The following is a 16,983-nucleotide window of genomic DNA, read 5'->3' as shown; positions in this document are numbered from 1 at the left end:
GAAGAAAGAAGCTTTTTTGAAAGTGTGGTAAAATAGATGAATGGAGGTACTTCATGTTTCGTAAGAATAAATTATTTTTTTGGACCAGTGAGATTTTACTATTAACCATCATCTTCTATTTATGGAGACAGATGGGAGCGATTATTACACCTTTTGTAAGCGTTGCAAACACTATAATGATTCCCTTTCTTTTAGGTGGTTTTTTATATTATTTGACCAATCCTATTGTAAATTTTTTACAAAAGTATTTCAAAATTAACCGTATCATTGGTATTTTACTAACCTTGTGTACCTTGGTCTGGGGGCTAGTTATTGGGGTAGTTTATCTTTTACCGATTTTGATTAATCAGTTGACCAGTTTGATAGCAACAAGTCAGACAATTTATAGTCGTTTGCAAGATTTGATTGTGGATTTATCTACTTATCCAGCCTTTCAAAATTTAGATATTCAAGCGACAATTCAACAATTAAATCTATCCTATGTAGATATTCTACAAAATATCTTAAATAGTGTGACGAATAGTGTTGGAAGTGTCTTATCTGCGCTCTTTAGTACCGTTTTGATTATTATCATGACCCCTGTGTTCTTAATTTATTTTTTGTTAGACGGTAACAAGTTCTTGCCGATGCTTGAACGTACTGTTTTAAAGAGAGATAAGCTACATATTGCAGGCCTATTAAAGAATTTGAATGCGACAATTGCTCGCTATATTAGTGGAGTTGCAATTGATGCGATTATTATTGGGTGTTTGGCCTTTATTGGATATAGTATTATTGGTTTAAAATATGCATTGGTCTTCGCCATCTTTTCAGGATTAGCCAATCTCATTCCTTATGTAGGACCAAGTATTGGCTTGATTCCAATGATTATCGCTAATGTCTTTACTGATCCTCATAGAATGCTGATTGCAGTTGTTTATATGCTGATTATTCAACAAGTAGATGGAAATATCCTCTACCCTCGAATCGTTGGTGGGGTAATGAAGGTTCATCCAATTACGATTTTAGTATTGCTTTTGTTATCAAGTAATATCTATGGTGTCATTGGCATGATTGTCGCAGTACCAACCTATTCTATCTTGAAAGAAATTTCTAAGTTTTTATCACGTTTGTATGAAAATCATAAAATAATGAAAGAACGAGAAAGAGAATTAGCTAAGTAAAAGTCAGGAAATTCCTGATTTTTCTTTTTATTTAGGCAAGTGATAGGAGTGGAAGTGCCGTTTAGATTAGTAGATTAAGAATAATTCACAAAAACTTTGTAAAACACTTGCAATTTAGCTGAAATTTGATAAAATAGTAAGGAAAGTTAGACTGTATTGCCTACTGTCTATCTATAAAATATATTTTATTGGAGGCTTTTACTCAAATGGCAAAAGAAAAATACGATCGTAGTAAACCACACGTTAACATTGGTACTATCGGACACGTTGACCACGGTAAAACTACCCTAACTGCAGCTATCACAACTGTTTTGGCACGTCGCTTGCCTTCATCAGTTAACCAACCTAAAGACTATGCGTCTATCGATGCTGCTCCAGAAGAACGCGAACGCGGTATCACAATCAACACTGCGCACGTTGAGTACGAAACTGAAAAACGTCACTACGCTCACATCGACGCTCCAGGACACGCGGACTACGTTAAAAACATGATCACTGGTGCCGCTCAAATGGACGGAGCTATCCTTGTAGTAGCTTCAACTGACGGACCAATGCCACAAACTCGTGAGCACATCCTTCTTTCACGTCAGGTTGGTGTTAAACACCTTATCGTCTTCATGAACAAAGTTGACTTGGTTGACGACGAAGAATTGCTTGAATTGGTTGAAATGGAAATCCGTGACCTATTGTCAGAATACGACTTCCCAGGTGACGATCTTCCAGTTATCCAAGGTTCAGCTCTTAAAGCCCTTGAAGGTGACACTAAATACGAAGACATCGTTATGGAATTGATGAACACAGTTGATGAGTACATCCCAGAACCAGAACGTGACACTGACAAACCATTGCTTCTTCCAGTCGAAGACGTATTCTCAATCACTGGACGTGGTACAGTTGCTTCAGGACGTATCGACCGTGGTATCGTTAAAGTCAACGACGAAATCGAAATCGTTGGTATCAAAGAAGAAACTCAAAAAGCAGTTGTTACTGGTGTTGAAATGTTCCGTAAACAACTTGACGAAGGTCTTGCCGGAGATAACGTAGGTGTCCTTCTTCGTGGTGTTCAACGTGACGAAATCGAACGTGGACAAGTTATCGCTAAACCAGGTTCAATCAACCCACACACTAAATTCAAAGGTGAAGTTTACATCCTTACTAAAGAAGAAGGTGGACGTCACACTCCATTCTTCAACAACTACCGTCCACAATTCTACTTCCGTACTACTGACGTTACAGGTTCAATCGAACTTCCAGCAGGTACTGAAATGGTAATGCCTGGTGATAACGTGACAATCGACGTTGAGTTGATCCACCCAATCGCCGTAGAACAAGGTACTACATTCTCTATCCGTGAGGGTGGACGTACTGTTGGTTCAGGTATGGTTACAGAAATCGAAGCTTAATTCGATTTAGTTCCCAGAAGAACAATTATTTAAGTCAGACACTAAAAGAATCTTGCTTTGCAAGGTTCTTTTTCATTATGTCACTATTAGTCCGTCTAGCTCCGTTAGGTGTGAGACAAATAAATGATGGCTGTGAAATATTTTTACTTTTCATGGAAAAATTGTTTTGAGAAAGATTCCATCTTTTTTTGGGGGGAGTAATTTGTAGATATAAAAAAGACAAACACTAAAATGATGTTTGTCTTTGGTGTGTAGCTCCGTTAGTTGGTCAGTTATAATTATGTTAATTAGCAAATCTGATGCAGACCGCTTCTGGGACATGGAAGTCATTAGAAAGTTCTGCTAGACGACCAGTTTCAGGATTGCGTTTAAAGACGGTTGCATTGTCAGAGTCTTGATGGATAGCAATGACAAATTCTTGATCCGGTGTCAAATCAAAATCACGTGGAGTCTGACCATGAGTCGGAACGATTTCTAACAACTCTAAACTACCGTCCGCAAGGATTGTATATACTGCGATAGAATCATGACCACGGTTAGAAGCGTAGAGGTATTTACCGTCTTTAGAGAGACGAATAGCAGCAGTACCATTAAAGCCTTCATAACCGTCTGGTAGAGTTGAAATGACTTGCATGCGTTCAAATTCGCCAACACCATCGTAGATTAGAACCTCGATAGTGCTATTAAGTTCACAAATGAGATAAGCAATTTTATAATGGTTATGGAAAATAATATGGCGTGAGCCTGCTCCTGGCTGGCTGTGATAGGTATAGAGTTTAGATAATTTTCCTTCTTGATCAAGATCATAAGTGATGACTTGGTCAGTTCCCAAGTCGCAAGTCACTAGATAGTGGTCAGGTGTTAAATCTGTATAGTGAACATGTGGAGAAGCTTGATTTTCATGTGGACCTTGGCCACTGTGTTGATCCACATCACTAAGTAGAAGACGACCATCTTCCTGACGTTTATAAACAAGGACCTGTCCCTTGTGGTAGTTTGCTGCGTACACCAAATCACGCTTTTCATCAACGGCAACATAACAGTGGGGAGCTCCTTCTTCCACGACATGATTTAATAAGGTTCCATCAGTTTGATAGGCTGCAATCCCCCCCTTATCGTCTTGACTACCAACAGTGTATAAATGTTGGTGTTGGTCAAAGGCAAGGTAGGTCGGACTTGGCTCAGCTGCAAAAAGTTCTAGATTTGAAAGCTGACCAGTTTCTGTATCGAAGTCTGCCTTGTAAATCCCTTGGGAAGTCCGACGTGTATAAGTTCCAAAATAAACAGTTTCTTTCATAACTTTACCTCTTTATAAAGATAAGTCTATTATATCACAAAATGAATTTATAATATGCTATGCGGTGCAATTCAATGGAATGTAAGCACTTTAAAAAAGAGTTATTTTGATTTAAAAATGGTATAATGAGAGAACAATAGAAAGGAAGTATTTATGGAGCAAAAAGAGAAACATTTTAGCCTATCTTGGTTTTTCAAGTGGTTTTTGGATAACAAGGCAATTACGGTATTTTTGGTAACCTTATTATTGGGACTGAATCTTTTTATTTTAAGCAAGATTAGTTTTCTATTTTCACCGGTTCTAGACTTTTTGGCAGTTGTGATGTTGCCAGTCATTCTATCTGGTTTGCTATATTATTTATTAAATCCTATCGTTGATTGGATGGAGAAGCATAAGATTAATCGTGTCATCGCAATCAGTATTGTCTTTGTCATCATCGCTCTCTTTATCATTTGGGGCTTGGCAGTCGCCATTCCAAATCTGCAACGTCAAGTTTTAAGTTTTGCAAGGAATGTTCCAGTCTACCTCGAAGATGCAGACAGAGTTGTTAATGATTTGGTCACCAAGCGTTTACCAGATGATTTCAGACCTCAATTAGAGCAAGTTTTAACAAACTTCTCTAGTCAGGCTACAGTTTGGGCAAGTAAGGTTTCATCTCAGGCAGTCAACTGGGTGAGTGCCTTTATTAGCGGGGCATCTCAAGTGATTGTTGCCTTGATTATCGTTCCTTTCATGCTCTTTTACCTTTTGCGTGATGGGAAAGGCTTGCGTAACTATTTAACCCAATTCATGCCAACGAAATTGAAGGAACCTGTAGGACAGGTTTTGTCAGATGTGAATCAACAGTTGTCCAACTATGTTAGAGGACAAGTAACAGTGGCTATTATTGTAGCAGTAATGTTTATGATCTTCTTCAAGATTATTGGTTTACGCTATGCAGTTACGTTGGGGGTTACTGCTGGTATTTTAAATCTGGTTCCTTATTTGGGTAGCTTCTTAGCCATGCTTCCTGCCCTAGTATTGGGCTTGATTGCTGGGCCAGTCATGCTTTTAAAAGTAGTGATTGTCTTTATCGTAGAACAAACTATTGAAGGCCGTTTTGTCTCTCCATTGATTTTGGGAAGTCAATTAAACATCCATCCTATTAATGTTCTTTTTGTCTTGTTAACTTCAGGATCCATGTTTGGTATCTGGGGAGTCTTGCTCGGTATTCCAGTTTATGCCTCTGCTAAAGTTGTCATTTCAGCCATTTTTGAATGGTATAAGGTAGTCAGTGGCCTATATGAACTAGAGGGAGAGGAAATCAAGAGTGAACAATAGTCAACAGATGTTACAGGCCTTGGAAGAGCAAGATTTAACCAAGGCTGAGCACTATTTCGTCAAAGCTTTAGAAAATGATCCAAGTGACCTTCTGTATGAGTTAGCTACTTATCTTGAAGGGATTGGTTTTTATCCTCAGGCAAAGGAAATTTACCTGAAAATCGTAGAGGATTTTCCAGAGGTTAATCTTAATCTAGCAGCAATTGCTAGCGAGGATGGTCAAATCGAAGAAGCCTTTGCTTATCTTGAAGAAATCCAAGCAGACAGTGACTGGTATGTTTCAGCTTTGGCACTTAAAGCAGACCTTTACCAGCTGGAAAGTTTGACAGATGTGGCGCGTGAGAAATTATTGGAGGCCTTGACTTACTCAGAAGATCCTCTCTTGATATTGGGATTAGCAGAGTTGGATAGTGAGTTGGAAAATTACCAAGAAGCTATTCAAGGCTATGCCCAGTTAGATAATCGTACTATTTATGAGCAAACAGGCATTTCTACCTATCAACGGATTGCCCAGTTAGGGAAATTTGAAACAGCTACAGAGTTTTTAGAAAAAGCCCTGGAGTTAGAATACGATGACCTAACAGCTTTTGAGTTGGCCAGTCTTTACTTTGATAGAGAAGAATACCAAAAAGCTGTCCTCTACTTTAAGCAACTTGATACCATTTCACCTGATTTTGAAGGATATGAGTATGGTTACAGTCAGGCCTTACATAAGGAACATCAAGTTCAAGAAGCTCTGCGTATCACTAAGCAAGGCTTAGAGAAAAATCCCTTTGAAACTCGCCTCTTGCTGGCTGCTTCACAATTCTCTTATGAATTACATGATGCTAGTGGTGCAGAAAACTACCTCCTTACTGCTAAAGCAGACGCTGAGGATACGGAAGAAATCTTACTCCGTTTAGCAACTATTTATCTAGAACAGAAGCGCTATGAGGATATTCTAGACTTACAAAGTGATGAGCCAGAAAATCTTTTGACCAAGTGGATGATTGCTCGTTCTTATCAAGAGATGGACGATTTGGATACTGCCTACGAGCATTATCAAGAGTTGGCAGGAGATTTAAAGGACAATCCAGAGTTTCTGGAACACTATATCTATCTCTTGCGTGAATTGGGTTATTTTGAAGAAGCAAAAGTCAATGCGCAAGCTTACTTAAAACTGGTTCCAGATGATGTACAAATGCAAGAATTGTATGAGAGATTGCAGGAATAAAATGTTTTAAAGCTATATCTTATCATTTTTCATGGTATCATCTACAGGTTATTTTATCTATTGTATGGTGAGAGTATATTTGAGTTATTGTGTTTGTATTCGAATTTACAATACAATACATAAGAAGTGAGATAAGTAATATTTTTAAAAGCACAATCTTAGATTTTATAACAATAAAAAGAAAAGTTCTCATTTTATAAGAAACTCAGACTGAAAACAAAGTCCTTAGATTAAAAGTTTCTAAGGGCATTTTTTCTAAAGTCGTATAATAGATGTAAGAAAAGTTGTGAGATGTTTCCTATGTTTCATAAAGAAAATCCAGACAATAACCGCAATCAGGTTGTCTTTTACACGCTAGATGAACTCGTTCCGCAAGAACATTTTCTTAGTCAGATTGGACAAGTTATTGATTTTCCTTCATCTATGACTGAATCGTATCCAATAACCGCAAATATACTCACAAAGTTTTGATAATCAAGCTAAGTTTATGTGGAAGTTAAGATTGACTTAGATTGGAAAAACCACGGAAAACAGGGCGGGAAATTTTTTTGCATTGAAAAGTATTTTGTAGAGGTTTCAAATTTTTTAAGGATAGGAGGTCTGGAGAAATAAAAAAGACAAACACTAGAATAATGTTTGTCTTCGGTATGGAGTTCTCATTTAATGAGAACCTAGTTACAATTAGTTTTTAGAAGCTTCTTGGAATTCTGGGTTTTTCCATGCTTCGTCAATGATAGCTTGTAATTCTTTAGCAGATGCTTGCATTTTTTGAGTTTCTGCATCGTTCAATGGGATATTTACTGGACGAACAATACCATGTGCACCAACAACAGCTGGTTGACCGATAAAGACGTTTTTAACTCCGTATTGACCTTCTTGGAATACTGAAAGTGGAAGTACTGCGTTTTCATCGTCAAGGATTGCTTTAGTGATACGAGCAAGGGCTACTGCGATACCGTAGTATGTTGCACCTTTTTTGTTGATGATTGTGTAAGCTGCGTCACGAACACCTTCGAACAATTCAATCAATTCAGCTTCTTGAACATTTTGAGTGTCTTTAAGGAATTCTTCAAGGTTTACACCAGCGATGTTAGCGTGTGACCAAACAGCGAACTCAGAGTCACCGTGTTCACCCATGATGTAGGCGTGCACTGAACGAGCATCAACATCCAATTTTTCAGCAAGTGCTTGACGGAAACGAGCTGAGTCAAGTGAAGTTCCTGAACCGATAACGCGTTCTTTAGGGAATCCAGAGAATTTCCAAGTTGAGTAAGTCAAGACGTCAACGGGGTTAGCAGCAACAAGGAAGATACCTTTGAAACCTGATTCAACAACTTGAGTTACGATTGATTTGTTGATAGCAAGGTTTTTACCTACAAGGTCAAGACGAGTTTCACCTGGTTTTTGAGGCGCACCTGCAGTGATTACAACAAGGTCAGCGTCTGCACAGTCAGAGTATTGAGCTGCATAGATTTTTTTAGGTGAAGTGAAAGCAAGGGCGTGACTAAGGTCAAGCGCGTCACCAACAGCTTTTTCATGCAATTGTGGAATTTCGATAATTCCAAGCTCTTGTGCAATTCCTTGGTTAACAAGTGCAAAAGCGTAAGAAGAACCTACAGCACCATCACCGACAAGGATAACTTTTTTGTGTTGTTTAGTTGAAGTCATTATTCTAAACATCTCCTTAATTTTATTCAGGGATTTCCCCAGTTATTTCAATTCTATCACTTTTAAAAAGCTTTGTCACGGATATGCTTTGCAGTTCTTGATGTAAACGTTTTAGTGGTTTTAGATACCTGAAATATGGCGGACATTATGGTATAATATATTTTATACTAATAGTGAAATGAGGCATTTATTAATGCAGGATAGAAATTTAGTGAATGTCAATCTGACAAAGGAGATGAAGACGAGCTTTATCGACTACGCCATGAGTGTTATCGTAGCGCGGGCCCTTCCTGATGTTCGAGATGGCTTGAAACCTGTTCACCGTCGGATTCTCTACGGAATGAATGAACTGGGTGTTACTCCAGACAAACCTCATAAAAAATCTGCTCGTATTACAGGGGATGTTATGGGTAAATATCACCCACACGGGGATTTCTCTATCTATGAAGCCATGGTCCGTATGGCTCAATGGTGGAGTTACCGTTACATGCTTGTAGATTGTCATGGGAACTTTGGTTCCATGGATGGTGATGGTGCTGCCGCCCAGCGTTATACTGAGGCACGTATGAGCAAGATTGCTCTGGAGATGCTTCGTGATATCAATAAAAATACGGTTGATTTCGTTGATAACTATGATGCCAATGAACGTGAACCTTTAGTCCTTCCAGCTCGTTTTCCAAATCTTTTAGTTAATGGAGCTACTGGTATCGCTGTCGGTATGGCGACCAATATTCCACCTCATAACTTGGGTGAAACTATTGATGCTGTGAAGTTGGTCATGGACAATCCTGAAGTGACCACTAAGGATTTGATGGAAGTCTTGCCTGGGCCAGATTTTCCAACTGGTGCCCTGGTTATGGGGAAATCAGGCATTCATAAGGCTTACGAAACTGGTAAAGGTTCTATTGTTCTTCGTTCTCGTACTGAAATTGAAGAAACTAAGACTGGCCGTGAGCGCATCGTTGTAACAGAATTTCCTTATATGGTTAATAAAACCAAGGTGCATGAGCATATTGTTCGTTTGGTTCAGGAAAAACGCATTGAGGGCATCACAGCAGTCCGTGATGAGTCAAACCGTGAAGGAGTTCGTTTCGTAATCGAGGTCAAACGAGATGCATCCGCAAATGTTATCCTCAATAACCTCTTCAAGATGACCCAGATGCAAACCAACTTTGGTTTCAATATGCTTGCTATCCAAAATGGTGTACCGAAGATTTTGTCCCTTCGTCAGATTTTGGATGCTTATATCGAACATCAAAAAGAAGTGGTTGTTCGTCGTACCCGTTTTGATAAGGAAAAAGCAGAAGCGCGTGCGCATATCTTAGAAGGTCTCTTAATTGCGCTAGACCATATCGATGAAGTGATTCGTATTATCCGTGCTAGTGAAACGGATGCGGAAGCACAAGCTGAGTTGATGAGTAAATTCAAGCTTTCTGAACGTCAAAGTCAAGCCATTCTTGATATGCGTCTTCGTCGTTTGACTGGATTGGAACGCGATAAGATTCAGTCTGAGTATGATGATCTCTTGGCTCTGATTGCCGATTTAGCAGATATTCTTGCTAAGCCGGAACGTGTTTCTCAAATCATCAAGGATGAATTAGATGAAGTCAAGCGTAAGTTTGGTGACCAACGTCGTACTGAATTGATGGTCGGTGAGGTCTTAAGCCTTGAAGATGAGGATCTAATTGAAGAATCGGATGTTTTGATCACTCTTTCTAACAAAGGTTACATCAAACGTCTAGACCAAGCTGAGTTTACTGCTCAAAAACGTGGGGGTCGTGGTGTTCAAGGTACAGGTGTTAAGGATGACGATTTTGTTCGTGAGTTAGTGTCAACCAGCACCCATGATCACCTACTTTTCTTTACAAATAAAGGACGTGTTTATCGTCTTAAAGGTTATGAAATTCCTGAATATGGCCGTACAGCTAAGGGATTACCGATTGTCAATCTTTTAAAACTGGATGAAGGCGAAAGTATTCAGACTATCATCAATGTTGAATCTGAACGTAGTGATGATGCTTACCTCTTCTTCACAACCCGTCATGGTATTGTGAAGAGAACCAGTGTTAAGGAATTTGCTAACATTCGTCAGAATGGACTCAAGGCTTTGAACCTCAAGGATGAAGATGAGTTGATTAATGTATTGTTGACGGAAGAAGACACGGATATTATCATTGGTACAAAGTTTGGTTATGCAGTTCGCTTTAATCAATCAGCTGTTCGTGGTATGAGTCGTATCGCCACTGGTGTGAAAGGTGTTAACCTTCGTGACGGAGACACAGTTGTTGGTGCTAGTGTGATTACAGACCAGGACGAGGTTCTTATCATCACAGAAAAGGGGTATGGTAAGCGCACCGTTGCGACTGAATATCCAACAAAAGGTCGTGGTGGTAAAGGGATGCAAACTGCTAAAATTACTGAAAAGAATGGTTCCCTTGCTGGTCTTATGACAGTTAAAGGTGATGAAGATTTGATGATTATTACTGATACTGGTGTCATGATTCGAACTAACGTTGCCAATATTTCACAAACAGGTCGCTCAACTATGGGAGTTAAAGTGATGCGCCTGGACCAAGATGCTAAAATTGTAACCTTTACTACGGTTGCAGCGGCAGAAAAAGAAGAAGTTGGGGCAGAAAACGAAACAGAAGGTGAAGCATAATGTCTCATAAAAAGAATAATAAGAAAATCAAACGAAAAAATCTGCTGACAAATATCTTGGCTGTATTTCTCATACTGATCTCTATTGCTTTAATTTTTAATGCAAAGATTCGTGATGCCTTTATTGCTTGGAATAGTAATAAATACCAAGTTAGTCAAGTATCAAAAGAAAAAATAGAAGAAAATCAGGACACAGAGGGAAATTTTGATTTTGATTCAGTAAAAGCCATTTCCTCTGAAGCTGTTTTAGCCTCTCAATGGGATAATCAAAAATTACCTGTTATCGGAGGAATTGCAATACCTGAGCTTGAAATTAATTTACCTATCTTTAAGGGGATTGCAAATGTCAATCTTTTATATGGTGCGGGTACCATGAAGCGTGACCAAGAAATGGGTAAAGGGAATTATTCATTAGCTAGCCATCATATTTTCACAGGTGATAATGCTAGTCAGATGCTTTTTTCTCCACTAGATCGTGCGAAAAAAGGGATGAAAATTCACTTGACAGATAAGAATAAAGTGTATACCTATGAAATTAGTGAAGTGAAACGAGTTACACCAGATAGAGTAGATGAAATTGATGACCGAACTGGTGTTGATGAAATTACTTTAGTAACTTGTGAGGATGCAGCGGCTACTGAGCGGATCATTGTAAAGGGTGATTTGAAAGAAACAAAAGATTATTCACAAACATCTGACGAAATTTTGACAGCCTTCAATCAACCATATAAACAATTTTATTAGTTCTAAAAGAATCAGTGAAGATTAAGTTTCATTGATTCTTTTAATATTTTCATAAAATAAACTTTTATGAAATACAGAAAACGTTTCCTTAATTCTAAAGTTTGTGATATAATTATCACAAATAAAAGTTTTAGGAGTTTATTATGGTTTCTTCAGAATTTATCTCAAAGATTGAATTTGCTTGCAAGAAGAAGGAAAGTCTTTATAGTAAAAGCAAATTTAAGTATGCGATTCGTTCTATGTTCGCAGGTGCCTTTTTAACCTTCAGTACAGCTGCGGGTGCAGTTGGGGCTGACTTGATTAATAAAATTGCACCAGGTAGTGGACGTTTCCTATTCCCCTTTGTCTTTGCTTGGGGATTGGCCTACATTGTTTTCTTGAATGCCGAGTTGGTAACATCAAACATGATGTTCTTGACTGCTGGTAGTTTCTTGAAAAAAATCTCTTGGAGAAAAACAGCTGAGATTTTACTTTACTGTACCTTGTTCAACCTTATCGGGGCTTTGATAGCAGGTTGGGGCTTTGCCCACTCAGCAGCTTATGCACATCTGACACACGATAGTTTTATCTCAGGGGTTGTTGAGATGAAGTTAGGCCGTTCAAATGAATTAATCTTGCTTGAGGCGATTTTGGCAAATATTTTCGTAAATATTGCGATTCTTTCATTTGTTTTGGTCAAAGATGGTGGTGCCAAACTTTGGCTTGTGTTGTCAGCTATTTACATGTTTGTATTCTTAACAAACGAACACATTGCTGCGAACTTTGCTTCTTTTGCGATTGTTAAGTTTAGTGTTGCAGCAGATTCAATTGCTAATTTCGGTGTTGGGAATATGCTTCGCCACTGGGGTGTAACCTTCATTGGAAACTTTATCGGAGGAGGCCTCTTGATGGGTCTTCCATATGCCTTCCTCAATAAAAATGAAGATACTTATGTAGATTAAGAAAATGAGCACGATTGAGTCGTGCTTTTTTCATCTTTTAAATAGGGTAATAGCTATTTCTTATATCAAAATATAGAAAACTGATATTTGTAAACTATAACTTAAGGTGCTACAATATCCTTAATCAAACTATTTGGAGGTCGCCCTATGACTCGTGATTTTAAATTTGAAACTTTGCAACTGCATGCTGGTCAAGTTGTGGATCCAGCTACCAAGTCTCGTGCAGTGCCGATTTATCAAACAACATCCTTTGTTTTTGATGACACGCAGGAAGGTGCCGATTTGTTTGCCTTGAGAAAACCAGGGAACATTTATACTCGTATCACCAACCCTACAACAGCTGCTTTTGAAGAAAGAATCGCTGCTCTTGAAGGTGGTGTTGGAGCTCTTGCAACAGCATCAGGTATGGCAGCAGTGACTTATACGATTTTGGCTCTTGCCCATGCTGGTGACCATGTAGTAGCAGCCTCAACTATTTACGGTGGGACCTTCAATCTCTTGAAGGAAACCCTTCCTCGTTATGGTATCACAACAACCTTTGTCGATGTGGATAATATGGAAGAAGTGGAAGCAACGATCAAAGACAATACCAAGCTTGTCTTGATTGAAACCTTGGGGAATCCCTTGATAAATATTCCTGACTTGGAAAAATTGGCTGAGATTGCGCATAAACACCAGATTCCACTCGTTTCAGATAATACCTTTGCAACACCTTATTTGATTAACGTTTTTTCTCACGGTGTAGATATTGCTATTCACTCTGCGACTAAGTTTATCGGAGGGCATGGTACGACTATTGGTGGAGTGATTGTCGATAGCGGTCGTTTTGACTGGGCGGCTTCAGGGAAATTCCCTCAATTTGTTGACGAGGATCCAAGTTATCACAATTTGAGCTATACTCGTGATGTGGGTGCAGCAGCCTTTATTATCGCTGTTCGTGTTCAATTGCTCCGTGATACAGGTGCAGCCTTGTCACCATTTAATGCCTTCTTGTTACTCCAAGGACTTGAAACACTTTCACTTCGTGTGGAACGTCATGTACAAAATGCAGAGAAAATTGTTGATTTCCTTGTCAACCATCCTAAGGTAGAAAAGGTCAATTATCCAAAACTAGTAGATAGTCCTTACCATGCCTTGGCTGAGAAATACTTGCCAAAAGGTGTTGGCTCAATCTTTACTTTCCATGTTAAAGGTGGAGAGACAGAGGCTCGCAAGGTAATTGATCATTTAGAAATATTCTCTGACCTAGCAAACGTGGCAGATGCCAAATCGCTTGTTGTCCATCCAGCGACAACCACTCACGGTCAGTTGTCAGAAAAAGACCTAGAAGCAGCAGGTGTCACACCAAATCAAATCCGCTTGTCAATCGGTCTTGAAAATGTAGAAGATTTGATTGAAGACTTGCGCTTGGCCTTGGAAAAAATTTAAAGAAAAAGAAGATAAACAGTGGGTTTCGACTCGCTGTTTTTGATTTTTCCTCAGGCATGATATAATGGATAAAGAAGTCTAGAAAGAGGAACGATATGAACGAAATCAAATGTCCCAACTGTGGGGAAGTATTTACAGTAAATGAAAGCCAGTATGCCGAACTCTTGTCCCAAGTGAGAACGGCAGAGTTTGATAAGGAATTACACGACCGCATGAAGCAGGAACTGGCCTTGGCTGAGCAAAAGGCTATGAATGAACAACAGACTAAACTGGCTCAAAAAGACCAAGAAATCTCGCGATTGCGGAGTCAAATCCAAAACTTTGATACAGAAAAAGAATTGGCCAAGAAAGAGGTTGAACAGACAAGTAATCAGGCCTTATTGGCTAAGGATAAGGAAGTACAAGCCTTGGAAAACCAATTGGCAACCTTGCGTTTAGAGCATGAAAATCAACTGCAAAAGACCCTTTCTGACCTTGAAAAAGAACGAGATCAGGTTAAAAATCAGCTCCTACTACAAGAAAAGGAAAACGAGCTTTCTCTTGCTTCAGTTAAGCAAAACTACGAAGCTCAACTCAAGGCAGCTAGTGAACAGGTTGAATTTTACAAGAATTTCAAAGCCCAGCAGTCTACAAAAGCTATCGGGGAAAGTCTGGAACAGTATGCAGAGAGTGAGTTTAACAAGGTCCGCAGTTTTGCCTTTCCAAATGCCTACTTTGAAAAGGATAACAAGGTTTCTGCGCGTGGGTCTAAGGGGGACTTTATCTTCCGCGAGAGTGATGAAAATGGTGTTGAAATTATTTCCATCATGTTTGAGATGAAAAATGAAGCAGATGGAACAGAGAAGAAGCACAAGAATGCAGATTTTTACAAGGAATTGGACAAGGACCGTCGTGAAAAGAACTGTGAGTATGCTGTTTTGGTGACCATGCTTGAGGCTGATAACGACTACTTTAATACGGGGATTGTTGATGTCAGCCACGAGTATGAAAAGATGTATGTGGTTCGTCCTCAATTCTTTATCCAGTTGATTGGACTCTTGCGTAATGCGGCGCTAAATTCTCTAAAATACAAGCAGGAGTTGGCCTTAGTTCGTGAACAAAATATCGATATTACACATTTTGAGGAAGATTTGGACGCCTTTAAACAGGCCTTTGCTAAGAACTATAATTCAGCTTCGACCAACTTTGGTAAAGCAATCGATGAAATTGATAAGGCTATCAAACGCATGGAAGAGGTTAAGAAGTTCCTGACAACATCTGAAAACCAACTTCGCCTCGCAAACAATAAATTGGAAGATGTTTCAGTCAAAAAATTGACTCGAAAAAATCCAACCATGAAAGCGAAGTTTGAAGCATTGAAGGGGGAGTAAAATTACCTTAGAAACAGGAGTTCTTATGAAAAAAACTTTGAAATTATCGGATGTCTATATTGCATATTTACCACTAGTTGTGTTTCTTCTTAATCTCCTATATGGTCTTTTAAATATTGAAGGGGTAGGTGACTCAGACTCAAGATATAGTTTATTATTTGGTGTTTTTGGCCTTGTTCCAACAGTCTTAGGCTACGGAATTAGCTTTTTAGCCAATCTTATTGTAGGTATAACTTATGTGATAAAGGCAAAAAATCGAACGAAATGTCTGATTGCATTCCTATTGATTGGCAATATTTTTTTAGCAATTTTTCTGATGTTTGTGCTAAGGTTTAAAATGATCGTTTCCTTTGACTTTATAAAAGATATTGACCTTTGGAGTTTCATTTTTTCATTATTTTTATTTCCGTATTTAGATTGGATTTATCAAAAGGTTGAGTACAATCAAAAAGTGAGTAGATTTGTAGTCATTATAGTATTAGCGGGAACTCTTTCTCCATTTCTAGGCAGTGAAATTCAAACTTACTTGAGAAATAATGCCAAAGTACAACAATTACAAGAGTTTTATCATTCTAGGGGGTTGAACTACGAATTAACACTTAAGTCTTCATACTATGATAGTAATATTTCCGATGTAGGTGTCTTTGATGTTTTCGATAAGGGAGTTACATTAAAAGTGGGTGCTAAGTACACGCGTCAAAAATTGAAATATGTTACTTTCATTGATCAAGACTACGGCCTAAAGGAATTTATAGAAAATGCTGTTTCAAGTGATGAAGCTCAAATAGTTCTAAAAGATTTTAAGTCAGTAGTAGAAGATGCTATAAAAAAGAAAGGTTATGATTTATCTGTATTTGATGCTGAAGATCAACCATTAGCTAGCCCAGGTTTTCAAATATCACGTTCATTTAGAGTCACTTCTTTTATTAAAGAAAAAGCAGTTCAAAATCAAAACTCATCTAGTCCAGAAAAACAAGCATTTGGAGGATATGCAGCAATTTCTCTTAAAGACTATATGAAAGAGGGAGCCCTTCGTTTATGTTTAACACTTAGTGAACGTGACAAATTGAAGTTAGATGACATTGATTTTTCAGGACTCTCCGATGGACACTACATGATCAATAATGAATATTTTATAGTGAACAACGGAATGTATACAATAGTTGAAGATGAAGGTGATTTTGAAAATTTTTTACAGAGAGAATCTAGTAAACAATTTTATTTGGAGGATTTTTATAAAATTGAAAAGCTTAATTAAATTATTAGCAAATAAAGATGTAAAATTTCTTTATAATATTTGTATTCGATTATCTACATATTTATTAGTTGTTGCAGTTTATATAGCAATTTTGGGTTTGTTTTTATTGTTTAAACAGAATATTATTGCAGTACGTTATCTGTTATTTTTGTCGGTATTATTTATAGTTATTGGCATCTTTTTAAATTTATTGACATGGAAAGTTCTTCTATATTGGAAGGTGGTTTTGATTGATTTTAAGAAATATCAATTTTTCTTTGAATACAATGTTAGTCATTCCAATAAGTTTAATAAGAAATTTAATGAAGTAAGTTTTGAATTAATCACAGGAGAATTATCCTACCTCAGAGGAGATTTTTTATTATCACTTAGTCAATATTCAAATATCAATCTTTCTAATATTTCTAAAAAAAATAGAAAAATATTTGAATTGAAGAAATTATATTATAATTTTCTATCTTCTATCCATATTCAAGATGAGCAAAATATTGCTTTCTTTGAGGAACAATTGTCCAAG

General features: G+C 38.0%; 13 protein-coding genes. 11 read left to right on the top strand and 2 right to left on the bottom strand.

The genetic code is table 11. The annotated features are described in order from the left end of the window. The first annotated feature begins 53 nt into the window (after window positions 1-53). Together HMPREF2701_RS01850 and tuf are read left to right on the top strand one after the other, a co-directional pair. A complete protein-coding gene (locus tag HMPREF2701_RS01850; protein WP_070479288.1) occupies window positions 54-1,163 on the top strand; it encodes an AI-2E family transporter in 1,110 nt (369 codons plus the stop codon). Between the two features lie 206 nt (window positions 1,164-1,369). After that, complete coding sequence (tuf, locus tag HMPREF2701_RS01845) at window positions 1,370-2,566, top strand: elongation factor Tu (protein WP_001040726.1); 1,197 nt, start codon at window positions 1,370-1,372, stop codon at window positions 2,564-2,566. Between the two features lie 283 nt (window positions 2,567-2,849). Here tuf and HMPREF2701_RS01840 read toward each other — a convergent pair whose 3' ends face one another. Beyond that, a complete protein-coding gene (locus HMPREF2701_RS01840) occupies window positions 2,850-3,863 on the bottom strand; it encodes a lactonase family protein (RefSeq protein WP_070481956.1) in 1,014 nt (337 codons plus the stop codon). A gap of 153 nt (window positions 3,864-4,016) precedes the next feature. Here HMPREF2701_RS01840 and HMPREF2701_RS01835 point away from each other — a divergent pair, with 153 nt between their 5' ends. Then, a complete protein-coding gene (locus HMPREF2701_RS01835) occupies window positions 4,017-5,183 on the top strand; it encodes an AI-2E family transporter (protein WP_070481955.1) in 1,167 nt (388 codons plus the stop codon). After that, window positions 5,173-6,396, top strand: a complete 1,224-nt coding sequence (locus HMPREF2701_RS01830; RefSeq protein ID WP_070481953.1) for a tetratricopeptide repeat protein — start codon at window positions 5,173-5,175, stop codon at window positions 6,394-6,396. Before HMPREF2701_RS01835 ends, HMPREF2701_RS01830 begins: the two co-directional genes overlap by 11 nt. Window positions 6,397-7,077: 681 nt before the next feature. Here HMPREF2701_RS01830 and HMPREF2701_RS01820 read toward each other — a convergent pair. After that, a complete protein-coding gene (locus tag HMPREF2701_RS01820) occupies window positions 7,078-8,064 on the bottom strand; it encodes an L-lactate dehydrogenase (RefSeq protein WP_023942623.1) in 987 nt (328 codons plus the stop codon). 193 nt (window positions 8,065-8,257) lie between these two features. Here HMPREF2701_RS01820 and gyrA point away from each other — a divergent pair, with 193 nt between their 5' ends. The 7 genes from gyrA to HMPREF2701_RS11410 all read left to right on the top strand — a co-directional run. After that, complete coding sequence (gene gyrA / locus HMPREF2701_RS01815; RefSeq protein ID WP_070481951.1) at window positions 8,258-10,726, top strand: DNA gyrase subunit A; 2,469 nt, start codon at window positions 8,258-8,260, stop codon at window positions 10,724-10,726. Then, window positions 10,726-11,469: a class A sortase gene (locus tag HMPREF2701_RS01810; RefSeq protein ID WP_033681684.1), complete on the top strand. Its 744-nt coding sequence runs from the start codon at window positions 10,726-10,728 to the stop codon at window positions 11,467-11,469. The genes gyrA and HMPREF2701_RS01810 overlap by 1 nt, the downstream gene beginning before the upstream one ends. Window positions 11,470-11,612: 143 nt before the next feature. Next, window positions 11,613-12,410 carry a formate/nitrite transporter family protein gene (locus HMPREF2701_RS01805; RefSeq protein WP_061590110.1) on the top strand — a complete coding sequence of 266 codons (798 nt, stop codon included), beginning with the start codon at window positions 11,613-11,615 and terminating at the stop codon, window positions 12,408-12,410. A gap of 147 nt (window positions 12,411-12,557) precedes the next feature. Further along, complete coding sequence (locus tag HMPREF2701_RS01800; protein WP_070481948.1) at window positions 12,558-13,838, top strand: O-acetylhomoserine aminocarboxypropyltransferase/cysteine synthase family protein; 1,281 nt, start codon at window positions 12,558-12,560, stop codon at window positions 13,836-13,838. A 95-nt stretch (window positions 13,839-13,933) separates the two neighbouring features. Further along, window positions 13,934-15,208 carry a DUF2130 domain-containing protein gene (locus tag HMPREF2701_RS01795; protein ID WP_070481946.1) on the top strand — a complete coding sequence of 425 codons (1,275 nt, stop codon included), beginning with the start codon at window positions 13,934-13,936 and terminating at the stop codon, window positions 15,206-15,208. A gap of 25 nt (window positions 15,209-15,233) precedes the next feature. Next, on the top strand, window positions 15,234-16,466 hold the full coding sequence (locus HMPREF2701_RS01790; RefSeq protein WP_070481944.1) for a glutamyl-tRNA amidotransferase: 1,233 nt from the start codon (window positions 15,234-15,236) through the stop codon (window positions 16,464-16,466). Next, window positions 16,450-16,983, top strand: a 534-nt coding sequence (locus HMPREF2701_RS11410; protein ID WP_261674395.1) for a hypothetical protein, incomplete at its 3' end; no start/stop codon positions are given. The genes HMPREF2701_RS01790 and HMPREF2701_RS11410, both read left to right, overlap by 17 nt.

This window comes from Streptococcus sp. HMSC077D04 (assembly GCF_001808785.1).
Taxonomy (GTDB): domain Bacteria; phylum Bacillota; class Bacilli; order Lactobacillales; family Streptococcaceae; genus Streptococcus; species Streptococcus mitis_BX.
This window is presented reverse-complemented; position numbering and strand designations above follow the sequence as displayed.

Bases quoted from the DNA above. Each gene is read 5' to 3' on its own strand.
- HMPREF2701_RS01850 (WP_070479288.1), top strand. From the start codon at position 54: ATGTTTCGTAAGAATAAATTATTTTTTTGGACCAGTGAGATTTTACTA.
- tuf (WP_001040726.1), top strand. From the start codon at position 1,370: ATGGCAAAAGAAAAATACGATCGTAGTAAACCACACGTTAACATTGGT.
- HMPREF2701_RS01840 (WP_070481956.1), bottom strand. From the start codon at position 3,863: ATGAAAGAAACTGTTTATTTTGGAACTTATACACGTCGGACTTCCCAA.
- HMPREF2701_RS01835 (WP_070481955.1), top strand. From the start codon at position 4,017: ATGGAGCAAAAAGAGAAACATTTTAGCCTATCTTGGTTTTTCAAGTGG.
- HMPREF2701_RS01820 (WP_023942623.1), bottom strand. From the start codon at position 8,064: ATGACTTCAACTAAACAACACAAAAAAGTTATCCTTGTCGGTGATGGT.
- gyrA (WP_070481951.1), top strand. From the start codon at position 8,258: ATGCAGGATAGAAATTTAGTGAATGTCAATCTGACAAAGGAGATGAAG.
- HMPREF2701_RS01810 (WP_033681684.1), top strand. From the start codon at position 10,726: ATGTCTCATAAAAAGAATAATAAGAAAATCAAACGAAAAAATCTGCTG.
- HMPREF2701_RS01805 (WP_061590110.1), top strand. From the start codon at position 11,613: ATGGTTTCTTCAGAATTTATCTCAAAGATTGAATTTGCTTGCAAGAAG.
- HMPREF2701_RS01800 (WP_070481948.1), top strand. From the start codon at position 12,558: ATGACTCGTGATTTTAAATTTGAAACTTTGCAACTGCATGCTGGTCAA.
- HMPREF2701_RS01795 (WP_070481946.1), top strand. From the start codon at position 13,934: ATGAACGAAATCAAATGTCCCAACTGTGGGGAAGTATTTACAGTAAAT.
- HMPREF2701_RS01790 (WP_070481944.1), top strand. From the start codon at position 15,234: ATGAAAAAAACTTTGAAATTATCGGATGTCTATATTGCATATTTACCA.